This is a genomic window from Streptomyces sp. NPDC090108 (genome assembly GCF_044747185.1).
GTDB lineage: Bacteria > Actinomycetota > Actinomycetes > Streptomycetales > Streptomycetaceae > Streptomyces.
In genome coordinates, this window is record NZ_JBIVDQ010000007.1 from 243,716 (window position 1) to 266,094 (window position 22,379).

The 22,379-nt window shown below is 73.1% G+C and carries 18 protein-coding genes; 3 read left to right on the plus strand and 15 right to left on the minus strand.

Annotated features, from left to right (window positions below; translation table 11 throughout):
• Nucleotides 1–133 precede the first annotated feature (133 nt).
• The 7 genes from cobT to ACIPRD_RS25150 form a co-directional block, all read right to left on the minus strand.
• Entirely contained in the window at nt 134–4,648 is a 4,515-nt protein-coding gene (gene cobT / locus ACIPRD_RS25120; RefSeq protein ID WP_401566104.1) for a nicotinate-nucleotide--dimethylbenzimidazole phosphoribosyltransferase, read from the minus strand.
• A 345-nt stretch (nt 4,649–4,993) separates the two neighbouring features.
• Nucleotides 4,994–6,211: a precorrin-6y C5,15-methyltransferase (decarboxylating) subunit CbiE gene (cbiE, locus tag ACIPRD_RS25125; protein ID WP_401566107.1), complete on the minus strand. Its 1,218-nt coding sequence runs from the start codon at nt 6,209–6,211 to the stop codon at nt 4,994–4,996.
• 142 nt (nt 6,212–6,353) lie between these two features.
• On the minus strand, nt 6,354–6,992 hold the full coding sequence (locus ACIPRD_RS25130; RefSeq protein WP_356400303.1) for a GNAT family N-acetyltransferase: 639 nt from the start codon (nt 6,990–6,992) through the stop codon (nt 6,354–6,356).
• A gap of 157 nt (nt 6,993–7,149) precedes the next feature.
• The gene (locus tag ACIPRD_RS25135; protein WP_356400301.1) at nt 7,150–7,989 is read right to left on the minus strand and encodes a MetQ/NlpA family ABC transporter substrate-binding protein; all 840 of its coding nucleotides are present in this window, start codon (nt 7,987–7,989) and stop codon (nt 7,150–7,152) included.
• 37 nt (nt 7,990–8,026) lie between these two features.
• Nucleotides 8,027–8,857, minus strand: coding sequence for a MetQ/NlpA family ABC transporter substrate-binding protein (locus ACIPRD_RS25140; protein ID WP_356400299.1), 831 nt, complete (start codon nt 8,855–8,857; stop codon nt 8,027–8,029).
• Nucleotides 8,858–8,952: 95 nt separating this feature from the next.
• On the minus strand, nt 8,953–9,690 hold the full coding sequence (locus tag ACIPRD_RS25145) for a methionine ABC transporter permease (protein WP_356400297.1): 738 nt from the start codon (nt 9,688–9,690) through the stop codon (nt 8,953–8,955).
• Complete coding sequence (locus tag ACIPRD_RS25150; protein ID WP_356400295.1) at nt 9,687–10,730, minus strand: ATP-binding cassette domain-containing protein; 1,044 nt, start codon at nt 10,728–10,730, stop codon at nt 9,687–9,689. Before ACIPRD_RS25150 ends, ACIPRD_RS25145 begins: the two co-directional genes overlap by 4 nt.
• Nucleotides 10,731–11,485: 755 nt before the next feature.
• On the opposite strand from ACIPRD_RS25150, the gene ACIPRD_RS25155 reads away from it, so the two are divergent.
• Together ACIPRD_RS25155 and ACIPRD_RS25160 are read left to right on the plus strand one after the other, a co-directional pair.
• A complete protein-coding gene (locus tag ACIPRD_RS25155; RefSeq protein ID WP_356400293.1) occupies nt 11,486–11,845 on the plus strand; it encodes a hypothetical protein in 360 nt (119 codons plus the stop codon).
• A gap of 1 nt (nt 11,846) precedes the next feature.
• Nucleotides 11,847–12,269 carry a hypothetical protein gene (locus tag ACIPRD_RS25160; RefSeq protein WP_356400291.1) on the plus strand — a complete coding sequence of 141 codons (423 nt, stop codon included), beginning with the start codon at nt 11,847–11,849 and terminating at the stop codon, nt 12,267–12,269.
• Between the two features lie 147 nt (nt 12,270–12,416).
• Here the strand turns inward: ACIPRD_RS25160 and ACIPRD_RS25165 are convergent, their stop codons facing one another.
• The 3 genes from ACIPRD_RS25165 to ACIPRD_RS25175 all read right to left on the minus strand — a co-directional run bounded on the left by ACIPRD_RS25165 (nt 12,417) and on the right by ACIPRD_RS25175 (nt 14,809).
• Entirely contained in the window at nt 12,417–12,914 is a 498-nt protein-coding gene (locus tag ACIPRD_RS25165; RefSeq protein WP_356400289.1) for a GNAT family N-acetyltransferase, read from the minus strand.
• 45 nt (nt 12,915–12,959) lie between these two features.
• On the minus strand, nt 12,960–13,466 hold the full coding sequence (locus tag ACIPRD_RS25170; RefSeq protein ID WP_356400287.1) for a sigma-70 family RNA polymerase sigma factor: 507 nt from the start codon (nt 13,464–13,466) through the stop codon (nt 12,960–12,962).
• Between the two features lie 170 nt (nt 13,467–13,636).
• A complete protein-coding gene (locus ACIPRD_RS25175; protein ID WP_401566113.1) occupies nt 13,637–14,809 on the minus strand; it encodes a glycerophosphodiester phosphodiesterase in 1,173 nt (390 codons plus the stop codon).
• A gap of 424 nt (nt 14,810–15,233) precedes the next feature.
• Between ACIPRD_RS25175 and ACIPRD_RS25180 the strand changes: the two genes are divergently transcribed.
• Nucleotides 15,234–15,854, plus strand: a complete 621-nt coding sequence (locus ACIPRD_RS25180; RefSeq protein ID WP_356400283.1) for a lysophospholipid acyltransferase family protein — start codon at nt 15,234–15,236, stop codon at nt 15,852–15,854.
• Nucleotides 15,855–15,949: 95 nt separating this feature from the next.
• Here ACIPRD_RS25180 and ACIPRD_RS25185 read toward each other — a convergent pair whose 3' ends face one another.
• From ACIPRD_RS25185 to ACIPRD_RS25205, 5 genes are all read right to left on the minus strand, one after another.
• Nucleotides 15,950–17,554: an MFS transporter gene (locus ACIPRD_RS25185; protein WP_401566115.1), complete on the minus strand. Its 1,605-nt coding sequence runs from the start codon at nt 17,552–17,554 to the stop codon at nt 15,950–15,952.
• On the minus strand, nt 17,551–18,105 hold the full coding sequence (locus ACIPRD_RS25190; protein WP_401566118.1) for a TetR/AcrR family transcriptional regulator: 555 nt from the start codon (nt 18,103–18,105) through the stop codon (nt 17,551–17,553). The genes ACIPRD_RS25185 and ACIPRD_RS25190 overlap by 4 nt, the downstream gene beginning before the upstream one ends.
• Nucleotides 18,106–18,252: 147 nt before the next feature.
• Nucleotides 18,253–19,224 carry an aldo/keto reductase gene (locus tag ACIPRD_RS25195; protein ID WP_401566121.1) on the minus strand — a complete coding sequence of 324 codons (972 nt, stop codon included), beginning with the start codon at nt 19,222–19,224 and terminating at the stop codon, nt 18,253–18,255.
• Nucleotides 19,225–19,536: 312 nt separating this feature from the next.
• Nucleotides 19,537–20,970, minus strand: a complete 1,434-nt coding sequence (gene argH / locus ACIPRD_RS25200; protein WP_356400275.1) for an argininosuccinate lyase — start codon at nt 20,968–20,970, stop codon at nt 19,537–19,539.
• A 130-nt stretch (nt 20,971–21,100) separates the two neighbouring features.
• The gene (locus ACIPRD_RS25205) at nt 21,101–22,294 is read right to left on the minus strand and encodes an argininosuccinate synthase (protein ID WP_356400273.1); all 1,194 of its coding nucleotides are present in this window, start codon (nt 22,292–22,294) and stop codon (nt 21,101–21,103) included.
• Nucleotides 22,295–22,379 lie beyond the last annotated feature (85 nt).

Genomic DNA, 22,379 nt, shown 5'->3' on the forward strand with positions numbered 1-22,379 from the left:
ACAGCTCTGCGGTGGGCGCGCTGCGGCTCCGGAGCGGCCCTGACGTGCGGATCTTAGGCGGTGGGCGGCATGAACGGCAGGGGTGGTCCGGCTGCTGAACACCGGACCACCCCTGCCGTGACGCCTGCTGCCGCTACTTCTCGGTGACGCCCGCCGAGTCGAACGTGGCCACCTCGTGCATCGCACGGGCCGCGCTCTGCACGAGGGGCAGCGCGAGCAGCGCGCCGGTGCCCTCGCCGAGGCGCAGGTCCAGGTCGACGAGCGGGCGCAGGCCCAGCTTGTTGAGGGCCGCGACGTGACCGGGCTCGGCACTGCGGTGGCCGGCCACGCAGGCCGCGAGGACCTCGGGGGCGATGGCCCGCGCGACCAGGGCCGCGGCGCCGGCGCTGACGCCGTCCAGGATCACCGGCGTGCGCAGGGAGGCGCCGCCGAGGAGCAGGCCGACCATGGCCGCGTGCTCGAAACCGCCGAGGGCCGCGAGGACGCCGACGGGGTCGGCCGGGTCCGGCTGGTGGAAGTCGATCGCGCGGCGCACGACCTCGGTCTTGCGGGCGAGGGTCTCGTCGTTGATGCCCGTGCCGCGGCCGGTCACCTCGGCCGGGTCGGCCCCGGTGAAGACGGAGATCAGCGCGGCGGAGGCGGTCGTGTTGGCGATACCCATCTCGCCGGTGAGCAGCGCCTTGTTGCCGGCCGCGACCAGGTCGCGGGCGGTCTCGATGCCGACCTCGATGGCCGCCTTGGCCTCCTCGCGGGTCATCGCGGGGCCGGTGGTCATGTCGGAGGTGCCGCCGCGGATCTTGCGGGGCAGCAGGCCGGGCGTGGCCGGGAGGTCGGCGGCGACGCCGACGTCGACGACGCACACCTCCGCGCCGACCTGGGCGGCGAAGGCGTTGCAGACGGCGCCCCCGCCGAGGAAGTTGGCCACCATCTGGGCGGTGACCTCCTGCGGCCACGGGGTGACGCCCTGGGCGTGCACACCGTGGTCGCCCGCGAAGATCGCGACGGCCGCGGGCTCCGGGATCGGCGGCGGGCACTGCCGGGACAGCCCGGACAGCTGCGCGGAGATGATCTCCAGCATGCCGAGCGCGCCGGCCGGCTTGGTCATGCGCTTCTGGCGTTCCCAGGCCTCGCCGAGGGCCTTGGCGTCGAGCGGGCGGATCTGTGCGACGGTCTCGGCAAGCAGGTCGTGGGGTTCCTCTCCGGGAAGGGCGCGGCGCCCGTAGGTCTCTTCGTGCACGACCCATGACAGGGGACGTCGCTTGGACCAGCCGGCCTGCATCAGCTCGGGCTCGTCCGGGAACTCGTCGACGTAGCCGACGCACAGGTAGGCGATGACCTCCATGTGCTCGGGCAGGCCGAGGGCCCGCACCATCTCGCGCTCGTCGAAGAAGCTGACCCAGCCGACACCGAGGCCTTCGGCGCGGGCGGCGAGCCAGAGGTTCTCGACCGCGAGCGCGGCGGAGTACGGCGCCATCTGCGGCTGGGTGTGCCGGCCGAGGGTGTGGCGGCCGCCGCGGGTGGGGTCGGCGGTGACGACGATGTTGACCGGGGTGTCGAGGATGGCCTCGATCTTCAGTTCCTTGAACTGCTTCGCCCGGCCCTTGGGCAGCGACTTGGCGTAGGCCTCGCGCTGGCGCATGGCCAGTTCGTGCATGGCCTGACGGGTGTCGGCGGACCGGATGACGACGAAGTCCCAGGGCTGGGAGTGGCCGACGGAGGGAGCCGTGTGGGCCGCCTCCAGGACTCTCAGCAGCACGTCGTGCGGGATGGGGTCGGAGCGGAAGCCGTTGCGGATGTCGCGGCGCTCGCGGATCACCTTCAGGACGGCCTGGCGCTCGGCCTCCGTGTAGGCGGGCGCGGCCGGTCCGGCCTCTTCCATGGCGTCCGTGCTCTCTTCCTGCTCGGCGACCCGGGTCTCCAGGTCCTCCGCGTGCTGGACGACATCAGGACCGTGGTCGTGCCCGGCGTCCGGCACCGGCTCGGCCTCGCGGGGAGCGGGCACCGCGGCGACGGGCTCCTGCGGCGCTCCCTCCTGCTCCTGGACGGGCAGGGTGAGCGGGTACGGCGGGGTCGGCGCGAGGTGCGGGGCGGTCGGCACCTGGCCGTCGACGGCCACGAACTGCCCGAGCGGCTGCTCCGGGTGCGGTGCCGCCGGGACGTGCGAGGGCAGCGGGTCGGGGACACCGGCCGGGACGGCCGCGACGGTACCGGTCCCGGTCACGGCCTCGCCCGCGGGCGGCGCGGGCGTGGCCGCGGCCTGCTGGAGCGGAAGCCCGCCGAGGGTGCCGTCGGCCGGGAGCGCGAGGCCGGGGGCCGGGGTGGCCACGAGGTCCGGGGCGGCGGGGTCCTGCGCCGGTGCCGGCTGCGGCTCGGATGCCGGAAGGACGTCGTGCGGCGCCCCGGCGGCGTGCGGAAGGTCCGCTACGTGCTGAGCGTCCGCGACGTGCTGGAGTGCCTGCTCCTGGAGGAATGCGGGACCGGGGACCGCGGGGGCCTCGGCCGGGGCGGAAGCGGCTTCACCGGCGACGGCGTCACCGGCGGACGGGTCACCGGCGGACGGGTCAGCGACGGCTTCCTGCGCCGGGACGGCGAACGCTTCGGCTTCCGGCTCGCCCGTGAGGGGCGCGACGGCCGGCGCAGCGCCGACCAACTCCGCGTCGACGACGGGCTCGGCGGCGGTGGCCTGGACGGCGTGGGCCGCTTCGGTGGCGATGGGGTGCGGGTCGGCCTGCGGGTCCGCCTGCGCGGCGGCGAGGTCGACGGCTCCGACGGCCTCGGGTGCCTCGGGTGTCTCGGGCGCCTCGGGGGACACCGGGTCGGCGGCCTCGGGCGCGACCTGGGCGGCAGCCGCTTCGGCGGTCAAGGGCTCCGGGTGCTCGGGGGCGGCCGGTGCCGCCTCCGGAGCGGGGTGCGCGAGGGCGGCGGGTACGGCCTCGGGGGCGTCCCCGGGCACGACGGCCTCGCCCGCGACGGCGGGCTCCTCGGCCGGAACGGCGTGCGCGGCCACGGCCTGCGGCTGCGCCGCGTCGGCGGCCTGGACGGCGTCCGCGGCCTGGGCGGGCTCACCGGGAAGCGTGATCTCGTCGGACTGCGCGGCGGCCTCGGGAACGGCGGCCGGCTCGACGGCCTGGAGGGCCTCGGCCTGCTCGACGACGGCGACGTGCTCAGCGCCTTCGGGAGCCTGACCGGCCTCGCCGGCCTCGGGCTCCTGGGCCGGTACGGCGTCGGCCTGCGGCTCCTGGACCAGGGCGCCCTGAGCCGGAGCGCCCGCCACGAGCGCCTCCTGCGCCTCGGCGGCCGGAGCCTCCACGGCCTGAACGGCCTCCACGGGAGCCACCGGTTCGGCGGTGTCGGCACCGGTCGCGTCTCCGGCGGCCGGCACCGTCCCGCCGGCGGGCTCGGCCTCGGCGATCACGGCGCCCTCTGAGACCTCAGCGGCCCCGGCGACCTCGGCGTGGACGGCCGGTCCGGCTTCCACCGATCCGGCCATCGCGGCGGCCTCGGCAGCGAGCGGCGCGGCCTCGACGGCTTCCAGAGCCGGGTCCATGGCCACTGCCTGAGCCGGTTCCTGCGCAAGACCCTGAGCCGGGTCGTGGACCTCGGCCTGAGCCGACTCCTCGGCACCTGCCTGAGCCGGTGCCTGTACGTCGGCCTGAGCCGGCACCTGGATCCCGGCCTGAGCCGGGTCATGGGCGAGATCCTGAGCCGGGGTCTCGACGGCAACCTGAGCCGGGTCCTCGGCAGCGACCTCACCCGGGCCCTGAGCGGCAGTCTGCGCCGGGTCCTGCACCGCGACCTGCGCCGGGACGGCCTGAGCCGAGTACTGGGCCAGAGCCTGAGCCAGCTCGTGCGGAGCCATCTGGGCCGCGTCCTGCGGGGAGATCGGCAGGGGCTCCTGTGCGACACCCTGAGCCGGGAAGGCGGCCGCGGCGGCGTACGCCCCGTCCTGCCCGTCGGCCGGCAGCACGCCGTCGTGGCCGTACAGGAGGCCGTCCTGGGCCGGAGCGGCCGCGGTGACGTCCCCGGGAACCTGCGCTCCCGGAACCTGCGGGGCGAGGGGGTTCACGGCGCCCTGGGCCGCACCGGGCACGGCGGCCGGCGCCCCGGCGTCCGGGCCAACCGTTTCCGCAGCGTGCGCCCCCGCGCCCGCCTCGGCGGGAACGGCCTGCGGGCCCCAGGCGGAGAGCGGTCCCGGCTGCCGTACCGGCGCTCCCGCGGGGCCGCGGTCGGCGAGGGAGCGGACCGGGCTGGCGGAGGCGTCGGGGATCGGCGGGCCGAGGTGCAGCGGCCGGCGCGGCGGCTGCGACGCGGCCATCGGGTCGTGCGGGACGGAGAGGATCGGCGACGGCGTGACGGAGACGGGTCCCGCCTCGGGCAGCCGTACGCCGCCCAGGTCGACGGAGCCGGTGTCCCGGCCGGACGCCTCGTGCGCGCCGGGCTGGTGGACGGTCTCGACCACCGGTTCCGGGGCGGGCGGCGGCACTTCGTTGCCCCACGCGCCCTGAGCGCCCGGCAGCAGCAGGTCTTCGTCCTCGGCGGGCGCCTCGGCGAGGTAGGTGTACGCGCCGTGCGCGGAGGCGCCCGGCTGCTCCACCATGCCTGCGCTCTCCGGCTGTCCCTCGCCCGGGACCTGGCCGGTGTCCGTCATGCGTACCCCTCGCCCATCGGTTAGTGCTCCTACGACCAGCTCACGCGGAACGGCGCACCGACCGCCCCTGTACTGAAGAACGAGCGTCCGCGCCCAGCGGCACGAACGACCCCCCAGAAAAGGCGACAAAGCCATTCAGTGGCATTGTCCCGGTCGATCCGCCGTCGCGACAGCGTGATCCGCGACAGCCCGCTGTGGACTGCGCCACTTTGCGCGTCCGCCGGCTCCGCCGTACCGCTCCCACCCCAAAACGGGCACGCTTTCCGGACATTGACGAACGAACTTCCGGACCGCCGGTGCGGTACAACGATCGGCCAGCCTACCGCGCGCGGTACGACAACCGGATCACGGGGCGCGCTCGGGCAGGACGCCGCTGAGCAGGAAGACGACGCTGCGCTCGGTCTCCGTCCAGGCCCGCGTGTCGAGTTCGACGGACTGGAGCAGGGCGCACTGGACGAGGTAGCCGTGCTCCGTCAGGTCCCGCCCGACGAGTTCGGCCGCGTCGCGGGTCGCGGCGTGCGCCACGATCCGCCGCGGGCGGCGGTCGGCCACCGCGGAGACCACGGAGGCTCCCCCGCCGCCGATCCGGACGACGTCCGGTTCGGGCAGGTTCTCCAGGACGTGCGGGGCGGTGCCGTGGACGATCTGCGGCTGGACGCCGTACTCGCGCGAGGCGGCGTCGGTGCGGGCGCAGGCGGCGGGGTCGCGGTCGACGGCGATGACGGCGGCACCGGCGCGCGCGGCCTCGGTGGCGAAGGCGCCCGAGCCGCAGCCGATGTCCCAGACGAGGTCGCCGACGCGGGGGCCGAGCCGGGCCAGTTGGGCGGCACGGAGCAGTTCGCTCTCCCCTTCGCCGAGCGGGCCGCGGTACGCCTCGTCGGGCTGGACCCAGCCGCGCGGGCCGGCGGCCGGGTCGCGGCCGGCGATCCAGCCGCCCTCGCCGCCGGCCGCCGGCCCTGCGGGGCCGCCGATGACGATGACGACATTGGGGTCGCGCCAGGCGTGGTCGGCGGCCCGGTCGGAGGTGACGACCGTGACCCGTTCGCGCTCGGTGCCCAGTTCCTCGCAGATGACGAAGGTACGGTGGACCTCGCCGAGGAGCAGGCCGAGTTCGGCCGGGCCGGCGCCGGGCGAGGTGAGGACGGCGACCTTGGGGTGGGCGCGGCACACGTTGACGGCCCGGCGCAGGGTGCGGGGGTGGGCGACGACCACCTGGGCGTCGTCCCAGGGCATGCCGGAACGGGCGAAGGCGGCGGCCACGGAGGAGACGGCCGGGACGACCTCGACCTCCAGGCCGAACTCGGGTGCGCGCAGGGTGCGTACGACGCCGAAGAACCCGGGGTCGCCGTCGGCGAGCACGACGGCGGTGCCGCGGTGGCCGGCGATCCGGCGGGCGGCGAGGCCCAGGCTGCCGAGGCGGACCCGCTCGGCGGCGGCCGGGATCTCGGGCAGCGCCAGATGGTGGGCCGCGCCGGCCACGAGCGTGGCGGCGCCGAGCGCGCCGCGTGCCGCGGCGGTCAGCGGCGAGCCGTCCCAGCCGATCACCGTGACCCGGTCGGCCATCGTCGTCAGTCTCCAGGTCTTCGCAGGTCGTCAGAGGCGCGGTGCCCATGGGCGGGCTCCGTGAGAGTACCCGGTGGGGCCGCCGCGGGCGCGACGGGGCCGGGCCGTGCCGGACCGGCCGGGCGGGGCGCTCCCGCCGGGGTCAGTTCCAGTCGGCGTAGGTGGTGAAGCCGCCGGTGTCGGCCATCGGCCCCTCGATGCCCTCCAGGTCCTCGGGCAGCAGGCTCCACACGATGAAGTCGGTGCGCAGGTCGGCCCAGGTGCCGTCCTCCCTGCGGACGTGCACTATGCAGGCGTTGCGCAGGACGCCCTCGCTGATGCAGCCGATCTTCTGGGCGACCTGCTGGGAGGCGGTGTTGTCGGCGGCGGTGCGCAGCTCGATCCGCTCGAACTTCTGGTCGCGGAAGAGCCAGTGGGCGGTGGCGAGCGCGGCCTCGGAGGCGTAGCCCTCGCCGCGCGCCCAGGGGGCGACGATGTAGGACAGTTCGGTGGAGCGGATGGTCCAGTCGGTCCTGCCCAGCTGGACGACGCCGACGAGGCGCTGGGTGAGGAACTCGGTGACGGCGAGGTGCAGGCCGCGGCCGGCGGCGCGTTGGGCGGGCGCGTACGCGCCGATCCAGCGCCGGGCGGCGTCCTCGGTGAACGGCTGGGGCACGTCGGTCCAGGCGCCGACCTGCTCGTCGTTCATCATCTCGGCCAGGGCGGGCACGTCGTCCTCGTCGAGCGGACGCAGGCCCAACCGCTCCGTGCTGATGGAGATGGTGGGGAAGGTGCTCGTCATGCGCCGCTCCGTAACCTTCGGGAACTTCTGTGAGGGACCGTCAGGGCCCTGCTGAAATGCCCAGCATGCAGCATGGAACCACCGAACCGCACGACGGGCCCCTCTCCGGACAGGGGAGAACGGGGCCCGTCGGCGGGACCGTGCCGGGGAGGCGGGGTCAGGCGCCGCTCACCGGCAGGACGGACCCCTGGTACTTGTCCTGGATGAACTTCCGTACCTCGGGCGAGGTGAGCAGCTTCGCGAGCGTGCGCACCCGGGGGTCGTCCTCGTGGCCGCGCTTGACGGCCAGGAGGTTGGCGTAGGGGTTGTCCTTCGCCGACTCCAGCAGGACGGCGTCCTTGGTGGGCTTCAGGCCCGCGTCCTGGGCGTAGTTGTTGTTGATGACGGCCGCGTCCACGTCGTCGAGCGAGCGCGGCAGCTGCGCCGCCTCCAGCTCCTTGAACACCAGGTGCCGGGGGTTGGCGGCGATGTCGGCCGGTGAGGCGTCCGCGCCGGCGCCGGACCTCAGCCGGATGACGCCGGCGGAGGCCAGGAGCTTGAGGGCGCGGCCCTCGTTGGTGGTGTCGTTGGGCACGGCGACGGTGGCTCCGCCGGCGAGCTTCGTGACGTCCTCGACCTTGTGCGAGTAGACGCCCATGGGCGGCAGGTAGGCCTTGACCACCGGGACCAGGTCGGTGCCCTTGGACTTGTTGAACTCGTCCAGGTAGGGCTGGTTCTGGTAGAGGTTCGCGTCGAGCGAGCCCTCCTGGAGCGCGGTGTTCGGCAGGACGTAGTCCGTGAACTCCTTGACCTCCAGCTTCAGCCCGGCCTTGGCCGCGAGGTGCTCCTTGACGTAGGTGAGCACCTCGCCGGCCGGGACGGGGGTGGCGCCGACGACGAGGGCGCCGTCCTTGCCGCCTCCCCCGCCGGAGTCCTGGCCCGCGCCGCAGGCGGTGAGGCCCGCGGTGAGCGCCGCGGTCAGTGCCGTGGTCGCCGCGAGTACGACGGTCTTGCGCATGAGCGGTCCCCCTCCTCGTTCAGGTGTGCCGGCCGCGTCAGAACGACGGGATGACGGAGCCCTGGTACTTGTCCTCGATGAACTTCTTGACCTCGGGCGAGGTGAGGAGCTTGGCGAGCTTCTTCACGCGCGGGTCGTTCTCGTTGCCCTTCTTCACGGCGAGGAAGTTGCCGTAGGGGTTGTTCTTCGGGGACTCCAGGACGAGGGCGTCCTTGGCGGGCTTGAGGCCGGCGGAGATGGCGTAGTTGCCGTTGACGACGGCCGCGTCCACGTCGTCCAGGGAGCGCGCGGTCTGGGCCGCCTCGACCTCCTTGAACTGCAGGTGCCTGGGGTTCTTGACGATGTCCTGCGGGGTCGCCTCGTTGCCCACGCCGCTCTTGAGGGTGATGAGCTTGTCGGCGGCGAGGAGCTTGAGGGCGCGCGCCTCGTTGACGGCGTCGTTGGGGACGGCGACGGTCGCACCGCTCTTCAGGGCGTCGGCCTTCTTGACCTTGTGGGAGTACAGGCCGAGGGGCTCCAGGTGGACCGTGACGACAGGCACGATGTGGGTGCCGCGCTTCTTGTTGAAGTCGTCCAGGTACGGCTGGTTCTGGAAGTAGTTGGCTCCCACGGAGCCGTCCTCGGTCGCCGTGTTCGGGACGATGTAGTCCTGGAACTCCTTGACCTCCAGGTCGAGTCCCGCCTTCTTGGCCAGGTGGTCCTTGACGAAGTCGAGGATCTCGGCGTGCGGGGTCGGGCTGGCGGCGACGACGAGCGGGCCGCTGTAGTCGGAGGAGGCGGAGTCCTTGCCGGAGCCGCAGGCGGTCAGCCCGAGGGCGAGGGCTCCGACGGCGACGGCGGCGGCGGTGAACTTGGCGGTGTTACGCACGAAAAGTGCCTTTCCTGAAGAGGTGGTGCGGCCCCGTCATGGGTGGACGGGGAGCTTGCGGGGAGCGGAAGCGGGGGGCGGCGGGAAGGAGGCCCTCAGGCGACCTTGCCGACCTCGGCGGCCGCGGGCTCCTTGGCCTTGAGCAGCCTGAGCTTCGGCGCGGGTCCGGAGCGGCCGCCACGCCGGTGCAGGGAGCGGGCGGCGTAGTCGCCGGCGAACTGGATGACCGAGATGACGACGGCGAGGATCGCCACGGTGATCCACATGAGCTGGGTCTCGAAGCGCTGGTAGCCGTAGCGGATGGCGATGTCGCCGAGGCCGCCGGCGCCGACCGTGCCGGCCATGGCCGAGTAGCCGATGAGCGCGACGATCGTGGTGGTGGTCGACGAGATCAGCGACGGGAGGGACTCGGGCACGAGCACCTTGCGCACGATGGTCCAGGTGTTGCCGCCCATGGACTGCACGGCCTCGACGAGTCCGCCGTCCACCTCACGGACGGCCGTCTCGACCAGCCGCGCGAAGAACGGGATGGCCCCGATGGCGAGCGGCACGATCGCGGCCTCGCGGCCGATCGTCGTCCCGGTGATCGAGCGGGTGAAGGTCATGAGGGCGACCATCAGGATGATGAACGGCATCGAGCGGGCGACGTTCACCACCTGGCCGGCGACCTTGTTGACGACGACGTTCTGCAGCAGGCCGCCCTTGTCCGTGAGGACCAGGAGGATGCCGAGCGGAAGTCCGCCGGCGATGGCTATCAGCGTGGACCAGCCCACCATGTAGAGGGTGTCCCAGGACGCCTGCGACAGCAGGGGCTGCATCTCCGACCAGGTCACTTCGCACCTTCCTTCACCAGCTGGGTCTCCTGGCCCTCGTGGCCGACGACATCGATCTGCAGGCCCTGTTCGCGCAGGAACCCGACGGGCACCACGTTGTCCTCGTAGCGGCCGGGCAGCTCCAGGCGCATGCGGCCGATCTGGAGGCCGCCGACGGTGTCGATGGCGGCGCCGAGGATCGAGATGTCGATGTTGTAGGTGCGCGACAGCTGGGAGATCACCGGCTGGGTCGCGGCCTCGCCGTGGAAGGTGACGTCCAGGACGGTCCGGTCGGCGCCGGAGGCCTCGCCGCCCACCGGGAACAGCGCGGCGGCCAGTTGCGAGCCCGGCGTGGCCAGCAGCTCGCTGACCGTGCCGGACTCCACGATCCGGCCCTTCTCCATCAGGGCGGCCGAGTCGCAGACCGACTTCACGACGTCCATCTCGTGGGTGATGAGCAGGACGGTGAGGCCGAGCTGCTGGTTCAGGTCGCGCAGCAGCTGCAGGATCGAGCGGGTGGTCTCGGGGTCGAGGGCGCTGGTGGCCTCGTCGGAGAGCAGGACCTTGGGGTCGCCGGCCAGTGCGCGGGCGATGCCGACGCGCTGCTTCTGTCCGCCGGAGAGCTGGGCCGGGTAGGCCTTGGCCTTGTCGGCGAGGCCGACGAGGTCGAGCAGCTCCAGCGCCTTGCGGGAACGCTCCCTGCCCGCGCTGCCGAGGATCTCCAGCGGCAGCTCGACGTTCTCCTGCACGGTCCGCGAGGACAGCAGGTTGAAGTGCTGGAAGACCATGCCGATCCGGTTGCGCGCCCGGCGCAGGTCACGGCCCGCGCGGGGGCCGCGGCCGGCGAGGGCCGTGAGGTCCTGGCCGTCGACGGTCACCGTTCCGGAGGTGGGGCGCTCCAGGAGGTTGACGCAGCGGATGAGGGAGGACTTGCCGGCACCGGACTGGCCGATGACGCCGTAGACCTCTCCTTCGCGGACGTGCAGATCGACGCCGTCGAGGGCGGTGACCTCACGGCCGCTTGAGCGGTAGACCTTGGTCAGGCCCGAGGTGGTGATCACAGGATTTCCGTCACTGTCGAGTGCGCGGGGTATGGGTGTGCCCGGGCACGGATGCATGGATCGCAGTCGTTCGGGGACGCGGCACGGCTCTCGCGGGGCGGTGCGAAGGTCGAGAACACCAGGGAGAACGTCGTGTGCGCGGGGCGGCGTGTGAGTCCCGTACGGCGACGCTGCCGGCGTGGGACGCCGCGGCTCTCGCTTCGGGGCGCGAGGCTCAGGCGGTGCGGGGGCCCTCTAGAAGGCGCACATTCGACACATACAACGAGCACCGGGCGTCATGGTCGCCTCGGTCGCAAGGGTGCGGCTGCTCGTCGTGGTCATGCGAGCCAGTAAAGCAGAAGGACTGTCCCGGCCGAAGGATGCTGTCCATATGCTGGACGGACGCGGACAGGGCCGCGGACCTGCGGCGATCTCCTCACCGGCGCCCGTACGCAGTGGGGACAAGGGCGAGAGGGCCCCCGCCGGGGTCCGTGCGCGGACACCTCGGACGGCGGCCTGTGGCCAACACCACGGCCGACACCGCGGCCGGCGTCACGGCCGACGCCACGGGCCTCCGCCGCACGGGAAGCCGGTCGGGAACCGGGGCGGAAAGCCGGGGGGAAAGAGCGCGCGGGACGCCCGGGCCGGCCGCCGAGGCCCAGGACGGGGGGGCGCCGCGGCCCGGGGCGGAGGCCGCCGCGGCCCAGGGCGGGGGCGCCGAGGTCCAGGGCGGGGGCGCCGACGGTGGTCCATTTCGGCCGTAATAAGGTCACCGCATGCTCAATGCCCTGACGCTGGTGACCGCGATCACCGCGCTGCTGCTCGCCGCGTGGTGCGGCTGGGCCGCCTACCGGCACCAGCCGACCAAGGACTGGCACTTCATCGGCATGGCCGTGGTGTCGCTGCTGGCCGTGATCCAGCTGATCGTCGGCTTCGTGCGGCTGGCGCAGGGCGACAAGCCGGACCAGGGCACGGTCATCTTCGTGGCGTATCTGCTGGGCGCGTTCGCGTGCGTGCCGACGGCGGGCTTCATGTCCCTGGCCGAGCGGACGCGCTGGGGCTCGGTGACGGTGGCCGCGGGCGGCGTGGTGCTCGCCGTGCTCGAGGTACGGCTCTTCGACATCTGGGGAGGATGAGATGACCGCGGTCGAGGAGAAGCCGGCCCGCCTGATCAGCGGACCGGGCATGCTGCTGGTCTGGTTCTACGGCGTGATGGTGGTCGGCGCGGTGTCGCGCTCGGCCTACCAGATCGCGACGGACTTCGGCCGGGCGCCGCTCGCCTACACGCTGTCGGCGGTGGCGGGCGTGGTCTACGCGTTCATCACCTACAGCCTGGTCCGCGGCGGCGAGAGGGCCCGCCGGGCGGCGACGCTGTGCTGCGCCGCCGAGCTGGCGGGGGTGCTGATCGTCGGCACCTGGACCCTGGTGGACCGCTCGGCGTTCCCCGACGCGACCGTCTGGTCGTACTACGGCGCGGGATACGTCTTCATCCCCGTGCTGCTGCCGCTCTCCGCGCTGTACTGGCTGCGCAAGGCGGAGAACCGCCCGCAGGGCGCCTGAGCGGCTCCCCGCGAGGACGACGGGCGGAGGGCGGGCTGGCGCGGCCGGGTGCCGCACCGCGCCGCCGCTCTCCGTGCCGGGCCGTGCTCCGCGCGGCTCCGGGTTCGGGCGCGCCGGGGTCGGGCCGCGCCGAGGTCAGGCCCGAGGTCAGGCCGTGGCGACGTACGTCCCGGCCTTCTTCTCCAGGACGATCATCTCCACGCCGTCCGCCCCCTTGGACCTGCCGACCGCCTCGTAGCCGGCCTTGCGGTAGAGGCGGAGGTTGGTCTCGCTGCGATGACCGGTGTGCAGGCGGAAGAGGGTGGCGCCGCGCTGCTCGGCGAGGGCCGCCTCGGCCGCGCGGAGCAGCCGGGCGCCGATGCCGTGCCCCTGGAGGCGGGGGTGCACGCAGAGCCTGCCGATCGCCGCCGCGCCGTCCTCGGTCGCGGTGCCGCGCACCGAGCCGACCACCTCGTCGCCGAGCCGCGCCACGTAGACGCAGTCGGCGGCGACTTCCGCGCGGACCGACTCCAGGCTCTGGACCAGCGGGTCGATGCGGTAGTTGCCGTACAGCGCCGCCTCGCTCTGGAAGCACAGGTACTGGAGCTTGAAGATCTGCTCCGCGTCCTGCCCGGTCGCCGCCGAGATGGTCACACTCATGCCCATGTGCGCACGCCTCCCGCTCACCTGATCATCTGTCGTCCCACACTCCTATCCCCGCAGTTCGAGGACCGCAACCTCCGGAGTGAGCAAACGCCGCAGACATCCGAGACATCGGGAACGTTCCGGACCGAGACTGCCCTGTGACATCCCCAACTCCCCGGCGATCTCGCGGTAGGTGAGGTCCCGTGGGGAGAGCAGTGCCTCCAGCAGGCGGGGGCAGCGGCCGGGCAGCCGGCGTACCGCGGCGCGCAGGACGCGGTGCCGGGCCGCGGCCAGGGCGAGCTGTTCGGGTCCGGGTCCCGTCTCGTCGGCCGGCTCGGACGCGTACGGCCGCTCGTTCTCCCGCGTACGGCGGCTGCGGCGGGCCTCGGCGCGCACGGCCGCGCGCAGCCAGCCCTCCGGGTCCTCGGGCGGTCCGGCGGACCGGATCCGCTCCAGCAGACGGAGCCAGACCGCCTGTTCCAGGTCGCCCGGATCACCCCCGCAGGCGTGGGCCTCGGCCAGGGCCTCGGCGGTGAGCAGGGGCCGCAGGGCGGCAACCAGATCGGGTGTCATGTGCGGAACGACGCGCGGCCCCGGCGGGGGGTTTCCGGGACGGCGTCCCGTCACCCGGACCGGGGGTCCCGCGGCGCCGCTGTTGACGGCGCGGCACGCGCGGGGGATCCGCCGGGGCGGTGCGGTGGGTGCGGCCGCCACCGCCGGGGACGGTGAGCGCGCCGCCGCCGTCAGCCGGCCAGGAAGTCGGCGCGGGCGAGCAGGGCCGTGTCGGCGTTGTCGGTGAAGACGCCGTCGATGCCGGTCGCGAAGTACGTCCGGAAGGCGGCGAAGACGTCGCCGTAGGCGTCGGGCGCGCTGCCCTTGCGGTACTCGGCGGGAAGGAAGGGGTTCTCGTTGCGCATGGTGTAGGGGTGCAGGATCAGGCCGACCTTGTGCGCGTCGGCGACCAGTGTGGTCGGCCGGCCCAGGGTGCCGTCGGCGTTCTTCGGGATGACCAGGTCCAGGGTGGGGCCGATGCCCTGGGCGTAGCCGGCGATCTCCCTGAGCCCCTTGGGGGTGATCAGGTCGGCGACCGTGCGCGGGTCGCCGGCCTCGGTGAAGTCGTAGGGGCGGCTGTCGGCGGTGGACAGCAGGACGACCAGCGGGTTGTCGACGAGCCGGTTCAGCCGCTGGATGCTGGTCGGCTCGAAGGACTGGAGGATGACCGGCGACCTGCGGCCGTCCTTGCCGTGCTTGTGCAGCAGCTTCGCCACCCGCTCCTCCAGGCCGAGGCCCAGCCCCCGGAAGTAGGTGGGGTGTTTGGTCTCCGGGTAGATCCAGACCTGCCGGCCGCGCCTGCGGGTCTCCTCGTCCTGCCACTTCAGGACCTCTTCGAAGGTGGGGATCTCCCAGCGGCCGTTGTAGAGGGTGTTGTGCGGGCGGTTGGCCGGGATGCGCTCGACGGCACGGAGCGTCTTCAGCTCGGCCAGCGTGAAGTCCTCGGTGAACCAGCCGGTGGTCGGGACCCCGTCGATGGTCTTGGTGGTCCTGCGGGCGGCGAACTCGGGGTGGGAGGCGACGTCCGTGGTGCCGCCGATCTCCGGCTCGTGCCGGCACACGAGGTGCCCGTCCCGGGTGGGCACCAGGTCGCCGGCCTCGACGATGTCGGCGCCGAGGTCGAGGGCCAGTTCGTACGAGCCGAAGGTGTGCTCGGGGCGGTAGCCGCTGGCGCCCCGGTGGCCGATGACGGCCGGCACCGGCAGTCCCCTCAGCCCCCGCGCGCCCGCGGCGGCGGTACGGCCGTCCGCCCGGGCGGCGGCCGGCAGTCCGAGGACGGCACCGCCCGCGCCGAGCACCGCGGCGCCGAGGAGCGCCCGCCGTCCGGTGCCCCGGTTCTGCCTGTCCGCCTGGTCGCTGTCCATCAGCACCCTCCTGCCGTCGGATCTTGCCTTCGATGCGGGCCGATCGTAGGGGCGTGGACATGACCGGCAGAAGACCTCGGCGCGAACACCCGGGTGACGCCGTATGAGCGATGGGACGGACGGAGGTGACGGTCCGTCGTCATGGAAGGCGGCCTCGGGGAGTGCCCTGCGGCACGGCCCGCGGGCGACATCCGTCACATTGCGGCCGTCGGGTGAATCATCCGCCCCGGAGCGGCACCGCAGGTAAACCCGCGTCAACAATGAGTAAGACCTCCGTGAACCGGCCGTACTCGATGTGCTTTTCCCCCGTAGCCGCGAGTAATGTCCTCACCTGCACAGACTCATATCGCTCGCCTCGACACCGGAGGACCCGTTGTCCCGCTTCGTGCTCATCAAGGCAGTGCTCGGACCGATCATGCGTCTGATGTTCCGCCCACAGGTGGAGGGCGCGGAGAACATCCCGGGTGACGGACCGGTCATCCTGGCCGGAAACCACCTCACGTTCATCGACTCGATCGTGCTGCCCGTGGTGACCCGGCGGCAGGTGTGCTTCATCGGCAAGGACGAGTACGTCACCGGCAAGGGCATCAAGGGCCGGATGATGGCGTGGTTCTTCACCGGCGTCGGCATGATCCCGGTGGACCGGGACGGGGCGAACGGCGGTGTCGCCGCGCTGATGACCGGGCGCCGGATCCTGGAGGAGGGGCGGATCTTCGGGATCTACCCCGAGGGCACCCGCTCCCCCGACGGCCGGCTGTACCGGGGCCGTACCGGCATCGCGCGGCTGACGCTGATGACCGGGGCGCCGGTGGTGCCGTTCGCGATGATCGGCACGGACAAGCTGCAGCCGGGCGGCGCGGGCATCCCGCGCCCCGGCAAGGTCACCGTGCGCTTCGGTGAGCCGATGGAGTTCTCCCGCTACGACGGCATGGACCGGGACCGGTACGTGCTGCGCGCCGTGACCGACTCCGTGATGACCGAGGTCATGCGGCTGTCGGGCCAGGAGTACGTGGACATGTACGCGACCAAGGCGAAGGCCGCCTGAGCGTCGCCGCCTGCTCGCGGGTGCGGGTGCGCCGTGGTCTCCCCACGGCGCGCCCGCACTTTTTCGTACGGCCGTCTCCTGCCGCGCGGTTCACGTCAGCCCGTGGTGCCGGGCCGGTGGCCCCTCAGCAGGAACCAGGCGGCCACCGAGGTCGCGAGGAGGACGATCGCTCCGGCCCCCGAGGCCAGGTGGAGGCCGTGCACGAAGGAGTCCCGGGCCACGTCCAGCAGGTCCTCCGCCGCGTGCGGGGGCATGTGCCGCGACGCCTCCACCGCCGCGCCCAGTGACCCGTGCGCCGCTTCCGGGGTGCCGGCCGGTCCGGTGAAGCCCCGGTAGACACCGGTGACGATCGAGCCGAGCAGGGCGATGCCGAGGGCGGCGCCGAGTTCGTAGGCGGTCTCGGAGACCGCCGAGGCCGCGCCCGCCTGGTCCCGGGGGACGCTGGAGAGGATCACGTCGGCGGTGACCGTGAAGGAGAACCCCGCGCCGACGCCGACCAGCAGCAGGGCCGCGCCGAGGAACGGGTAGCCGGTCGACCGGCTCAGCGTCGTGAGCGCGGCCAGGGCGACCGCGATCAGGGCGAGACCGCCCGAGACCACCGCGCGCACCGAGTAGCGGCGGGCCGCGCGCCCCGCGGCCAGACCGGCCACCACCGCGCCGACGGCGGCGGGCAGCTCGGCCAGTCCCGCCTCGAACGGGCGACGCCCCTGCACGAGTTGCAGGTACTGGGACAGGAAGAACACCAGGCCCGACATCCCGAGCACGGTCAGCAGGTCGGCGAGGACCGCTCCGCCGAACCCGCGGCGCCGGAACAGCCGCATGTCCAGCAGCGGGGTCGGCAGGGTGAGCTGGCGGCGGACGAAGCCGTACAGGGCCCCGGCGCCGAGCAGGCCGGCGGCGAGCGCGGGCAGGAGGGGACCGTGGGTGGCCGCCTCCTTGACCGCGTAGACCAGAGCGATCGTGCCGACGAGCGAGAGGACGACGCTGGCCAGGTCCCAGGGGCCGGGGCTGGGGTCGCGGGACTCGGGCAGGGTGCGGATGCCGACGGCGACGAGGACCACCATCACCGGCACGTTGATCAGGAAGACCGACCCCCACCAGAAGTGCTCCAGCAGGAGACCGCCCGTGATGGGGCCCGCGGCGGTGCCCGCGGAGGCGGCCGCGCCCCAGATGCCGACGGCGAGGCTGCGCTCGCGCGCGTCGGGGAAGAGGTTGCGGATCAGGGCCAGCGTGGCGGGCATCAGGGTCGCGCCCGCGACACCGAGCAGCGCCCGCGCCAGGATCATCAGCGCGGGTGAGCCGGCGTAGGCGTTCAGGACGGATATCGCGCCGAACGCCGTGGCTCCGCAGAGCAGGATCCGCTTGCGTCCCACCCGGTCGCCGAGGCTGCCCATGGAGACGAGCAGGCCCGCGATGACGAAGGAGTAGACGTCGCCGATCCACAGCAGCTGGGTGCCGGAGGGGTGGAGGTCTTCGCTGATGTACGGGGTAGCCAGCCCGAGCACGGTGGCGTCGACCGCCACCAGCAGCACGGCCAGGACCAGGACGCCGAGCGCGAGCCAGCGGCCCGGGCGGCCCTGCGTCCCGTCCGTCCGGTGCGTCCCGTCCGCCGGGCGCTCCCGCGTCCGGGTGAGGTGGTCCGCCGGGCGTCCGGTCGCGCCCCGGCATGCGGCACCCTCATGCCGCACGGTGCTGGTCATGATTCCTCTCTTTGCCGCAGGGCGCCGCCGAGCAGCAGCTCGGCGACCATCGTGGGAAAGTCCCGGGAGGCCACGCGGCCGTCCAGGGTGGCCCAGGCGCAGGACGCGATCAGCCCGTACAGCGCCTCGGTGAGCCAGGCGGGGGTGAGGTCGATGCGCAGTTCGCCGTCACGCTGCCCGCGCTGGAACACCGCGCCGATCCGGGTGTCCAGGGCCGGCCAGCCCGCGTTCTGCCGGTCGCCCTCCCACAGCTGGTTCTCGCCGTACAGGAAGGCGAGCAGTCCGGCCGCGGGCTGGATCTCGCGCACCAGTCTGCGCACCGCCTCGCTCGCGAGCCCCTCGTCCAGCCGGGCGCGGTCCAGCGCGGCCTCGCACTCGGCGATGCCCAGCGCCTCCAGCGCCCGGACCAGCGCGTCGCGGCCGGCGAAGTGGCGGTGCAGCGTGGCACGGCTGATCCCGGCGGCTCTGGCGACCTCGTCCATGGTCGCGGTGGACTTGCGGGTCAGCAGGGCGGCGGCGCTGCGCAGCACGTGTTCACGGTCCAGGGCCATGAGACAAGGGTAACCCAAGTGAGACACTGTTGTCTCATTGTGGGCATGCGTGCCTCACGATCGGGGCATGGCGAGGCCGTGGGAGCGCCCTGCCGGCGCGGCGCCCGGCGCGACCCCGCCGGTCCGGAGAGCGGCTCCCGGAGCCTCTCAGTGCCAGGGGAGCTGTCCGCGGTGCTCCCAGTACGCGCGCGGGTCCTCCGCCAGGGCGTCGAGGCGGGCCAGCTGGTCGTCGTCCAGGTCCACGGCGGCCGCGTGCAGATTGGAGCCGAGCTGGCCGACGGTGGCCGCGCCCGAGAGGACGACCCCGGCCCACGGCCGGCGCAGGATCAGGGCGAGGGCGACCGCGTCGCAGCCGAGGGAGGTCTCCTCCGCCACGGCGCGCAGGGCCTCGGGGGCGTGCCCGGCGGCGAGCCGGCCGTTGGCCATGCTCTCCTTGACGATGACGGTCAGCCCGGCGTCGTGGGCCTCGGCGAGGGCCGGGCCGGCCGAGGTCTCCAGCGCGTTGTAGGTCGACTGGACCGTACGGAAGAGGGGCTCGCCGTCGACGGTGACCTCCAGCGCGGCGCGGATCGCGTCCGCCTGGGCGGGGCCGCTGGTGGAGAAGCCGACGGTCAGCCCGCCGGCGGCGGCCTCGGCGAGCCTGGCGTGCAGTTCCTTGTCGGTGAGGGCGGGGCTGTCCGGGGTCACCGAGTGGATCTGGTAGAGGTCGAGCCGGTCGCCGAGGAGGGCGTCGGTCTCGGCGCGCTGCCGCTCGTAGGTGGCGAGGCCGTGGTCCTTGACCTCGTGCCGCTCGGCGTCCGTGGTCCAGCCGGCGGTGTAGGTGTAGCCCCACTTGCTGCCGACGACCGCGTCCTCGATGCCGGGGCGGGCGTTCAGCCAGTCCGCGAGGAACTCCTCGGAGCGGCCGTAGGAGCGGGCGGCGTCGAAGTAGCGCACGCCCTGGGCGTAGGCGGCGTCCAGGAGTTCGTGGGTGCGTTCCCGCATCGCCTCGGCGCTGCGGTCCGGCGGGAGGTCGCGCTCGCGGCCGAGGTTGATGTAGCCGGGTCGGCCCACGGCGGCGAGACCCAGACCGAGATGGCAGGTCGGTGTGGTGGCGCTGGCGAGGCGAGCGAAGGACATCGCGGACTCCGTTCGGTCGGCTGACTCCCGGCTCAACCTAACCCGTTCGGCGCGGAGCAGTCCGGTCGGCCCGCGGGGTTTTCGTGAACGGCCGTTGCCACCCGGCCTGCGGAGGGGGCCGGCGCGGCGGGACGCGCGAGAGGTGCCGTCCGCACGCGTGCGGGCGGCACCTCTCGTCATCGGTGGCGGTGACCGTGTCTCAGGCCGTGACCGTGGCCGTGGCCGTGTCTCAGGCCGTGACCGTGGCCGTGTCCCCGGCCCAGGCCGTGACCGTGACCTCGACCGTGGCCCAGGCCTGGGCCGTCGCGGCGGCTAGATCTTCCGGCTCGCGTCGGCCCAGGCGTGCTGGACCTCCAGGTCCGCCTTGACCTCGGCGAGCTGTACGGCGACCGCGCTGGGCGCCGTGCCCCCGCGGCCGTCGCGGGAGGCGAGCGCGCCGGGGACGTCGAGCACGGAGCGCACCTCGGGGGTGAGGTGGACGGAGATCTTCGCGAACTGCTCGTCCGTGAGGCCGTCCAGCTCCTTGCCCTCGGCCTCGGCGGCCTTCACGCACTCCCCCGCGACCTCGTGCGCCACCCGGAACGGCACGCCCTGCCGGACCAGCCACTCGGCGATGTCGGTGGCGAGCGAGAACCCGGCCGGGGCCAGCTCCTCCATGCGCTCGCGGTTGACGGTGAGCGTGGCGATCATGCCGGTGAAGGCCGGGAGCAGCACCTCCAGCTGGTCGCAGGAGTCGAAGACCGGCTCCTTGTCCTCCTGGAGGTCGCGGTTGTAGGCGAGGGGCAGCGCCTTGAGCGTGGCGAGCAGGCCGGTGAGGTTGCCGATCAGGCGGCCCGACTTGCCGCGCGCCAGCTCCGCGATGTCGGGGTTCTTCTTCTGCGGCATGATCGAGGAGCCGGTGGAGAACGCGTCGTGCAGGGTCACGAAGGAGAACTCCTTCGTGTTCCAGATGATGATCTCCTCGGCGATCCGGGAGAGGTTCACGCCGATCATCGCGGTGATGAACGCGAACTCGGCGACGAAGTCCCGGGAGGCCGTGCCGTCGATGGAGTTGCCGACGCTGCCCCGCTCGAAGCCGAGGTCGCGGGCGACCGCCTCCGGGTCCAGCCCGAGGGAGGAGCCGGCCAGGGCGCCGGAGCCGTACGGCGACACGGCCGTCCGCTCGTCCCACTGGCGCAGCCGCTCGGCGTCCCGGGACAGGGACTGCACATGGGCCAGCACATGGTGGGCGAAGAGCACCGGCTGAGCGTGCTGGAGGTGGGTGCGGCCGGGCATGGCCACGTCCGGGTGGGCCTCGGCGAGGCCGACGAACGCGTCCTGGAGTCCGGCGATCAGGCCACCGATGATCCGGGCGTGGTCCCGCAGGTACATCCGGAAGAGGGTGGCCACCTGGTCGTTGCGCGAGCGGCCGGCGCGGAGCTTGCCGCCGAGGTCGGGGCCGAGGCGCTCCAGCAGGCCGCGCTCCAGCGCGGTGTGCACGTCCTCGTCGGCGATGGTGCCGGTGAAGGAGCCGTCCGCCACGTCGGCTTCGAGCCGGTCGAGCCCGGCCAGCATGCGGGTCAGCTCGTCCTCGGTGAGCAGGCCCGCCGTGTGCAGCACGCGCGCGTGGGCGCGGGAGCCGGCGATGTCGTAGGGGGCGAGCCGCCAGTCGAAGTGGACGGACGCGGACAGCTTCGCCAGGGCCTCGGCGGGACCGTCGGCGAAACGGCCGCCCCAGAGCCGTACGTCACCGCTGTTGCTGCTCACTGCGTTGCTCCTCGGAAGATGGCTGTGGGCACTCATGGCCGTGTGCGGCCGCCTCCCCACCCTTGCAGGCGGGGAGGCGGCTGTCAGGCTGTCGCCGGGGGGATGACCCGGGCGGGGTACCCGGCGCGGATCAGGCCAGGTCCCGCTTGGCGGCGATCTTCGACGACAGGCTGTAGATGTCGATGAAGCCCTTGGCCGCGGCCTGGTCGAAGCTGTCGCCGGTGTCGTAGGTGGCGAGGTTGAAGTCGTACAGGGAGGTCTCGGAGCGCCGGCCGGTGACGACGGCGCGGCCGCCGTGCAGGGTCATCCGGACGTCGCCGTTGACGTGCTGGTTGGCCTCCTCGATGAAGCCGTCCAGGGCGCGCTTGAGCGGGGAGAACCACTGGCCGTCGTAGACCAGTTCGCCCCAGCGCTGCTCGACCTGCCGCTTGTAGCGGGCCAGTTCGCGCTCGACGGTGACGTTCTCCAGCTCCTGGTGGGCGGTGATCAGGGCGATCGCGCCCGGAGCCTCGTACACCTCACGGGACTTGATGCCGACGAGGCGGTCCTCGACCATGTCGATCCGGCCGATGCCCTGGGCGCCGGCGCGCTCGTTGAGCTGCTGGATCGCCTGCAGGACGCTGACGGCCTTGCCGTCGATGGCGACCGGGACACCGTGCTTGAAGGTGATGACCACCTCGTCGGCCTCGCGCGGGAGCGCGGGGTTCGCGGTGTACTCGTAGATGTCCTCGATCGGGGCGTTCCAGATGTCCTCCAGGAAGCCCGTCTCGACCGCGCGCCCGAAGACGTTCTGGTCGATGGAGTAGGGGGACTTCTTGGTGGTCGCGATCGGCAGGTTCTTCGCCTCGCAGAAGGCGATCGCCTTGTCCCGGGTCATCGCGTAGTCGCGGACCGGGGCGATGCACTTCAGGTCGGGGGCGAGGGCGACGATGCCGGCCTCGAAGCGGACCTGGTCGTTGCCCTTGCCGGTGCAGCCGTGGGCGACGGTGGTGGCGCCGTGCTTCTCGGCGGCGGCGACGAGGTGCTTGACGATCGTCGGCCGGGAGAGGGCGGAGACCAGCGGGTAGCGGTCCATGTACAGGGCGTTCGCCTTGATCGCCGGGAGGCAGTACTCGTCGGCGAACTCGTCCTTGGCATCGGCGACCTCGGCCTCGACCGCACCGCACGCGAGGGCGCGCTTGCGGATGACGTCCAGGTCCTCGCCGCCCTGGCCGACGTCGACCGCAACGGCGATGACCTCGGCGCCCGTCTCCTCGGCGATCCAGCCGATGGCGACGGAGGTGTCCAGACCGCCTGAATAGGCGAGTACGACGCGCTCGGTCACGGTTTTTCTCCTCACGTGCATTCGCTGATATGCATGAGTATGCAGAGCAACGCATGATTCGTCAATCCATGCAGGTCGCGACACG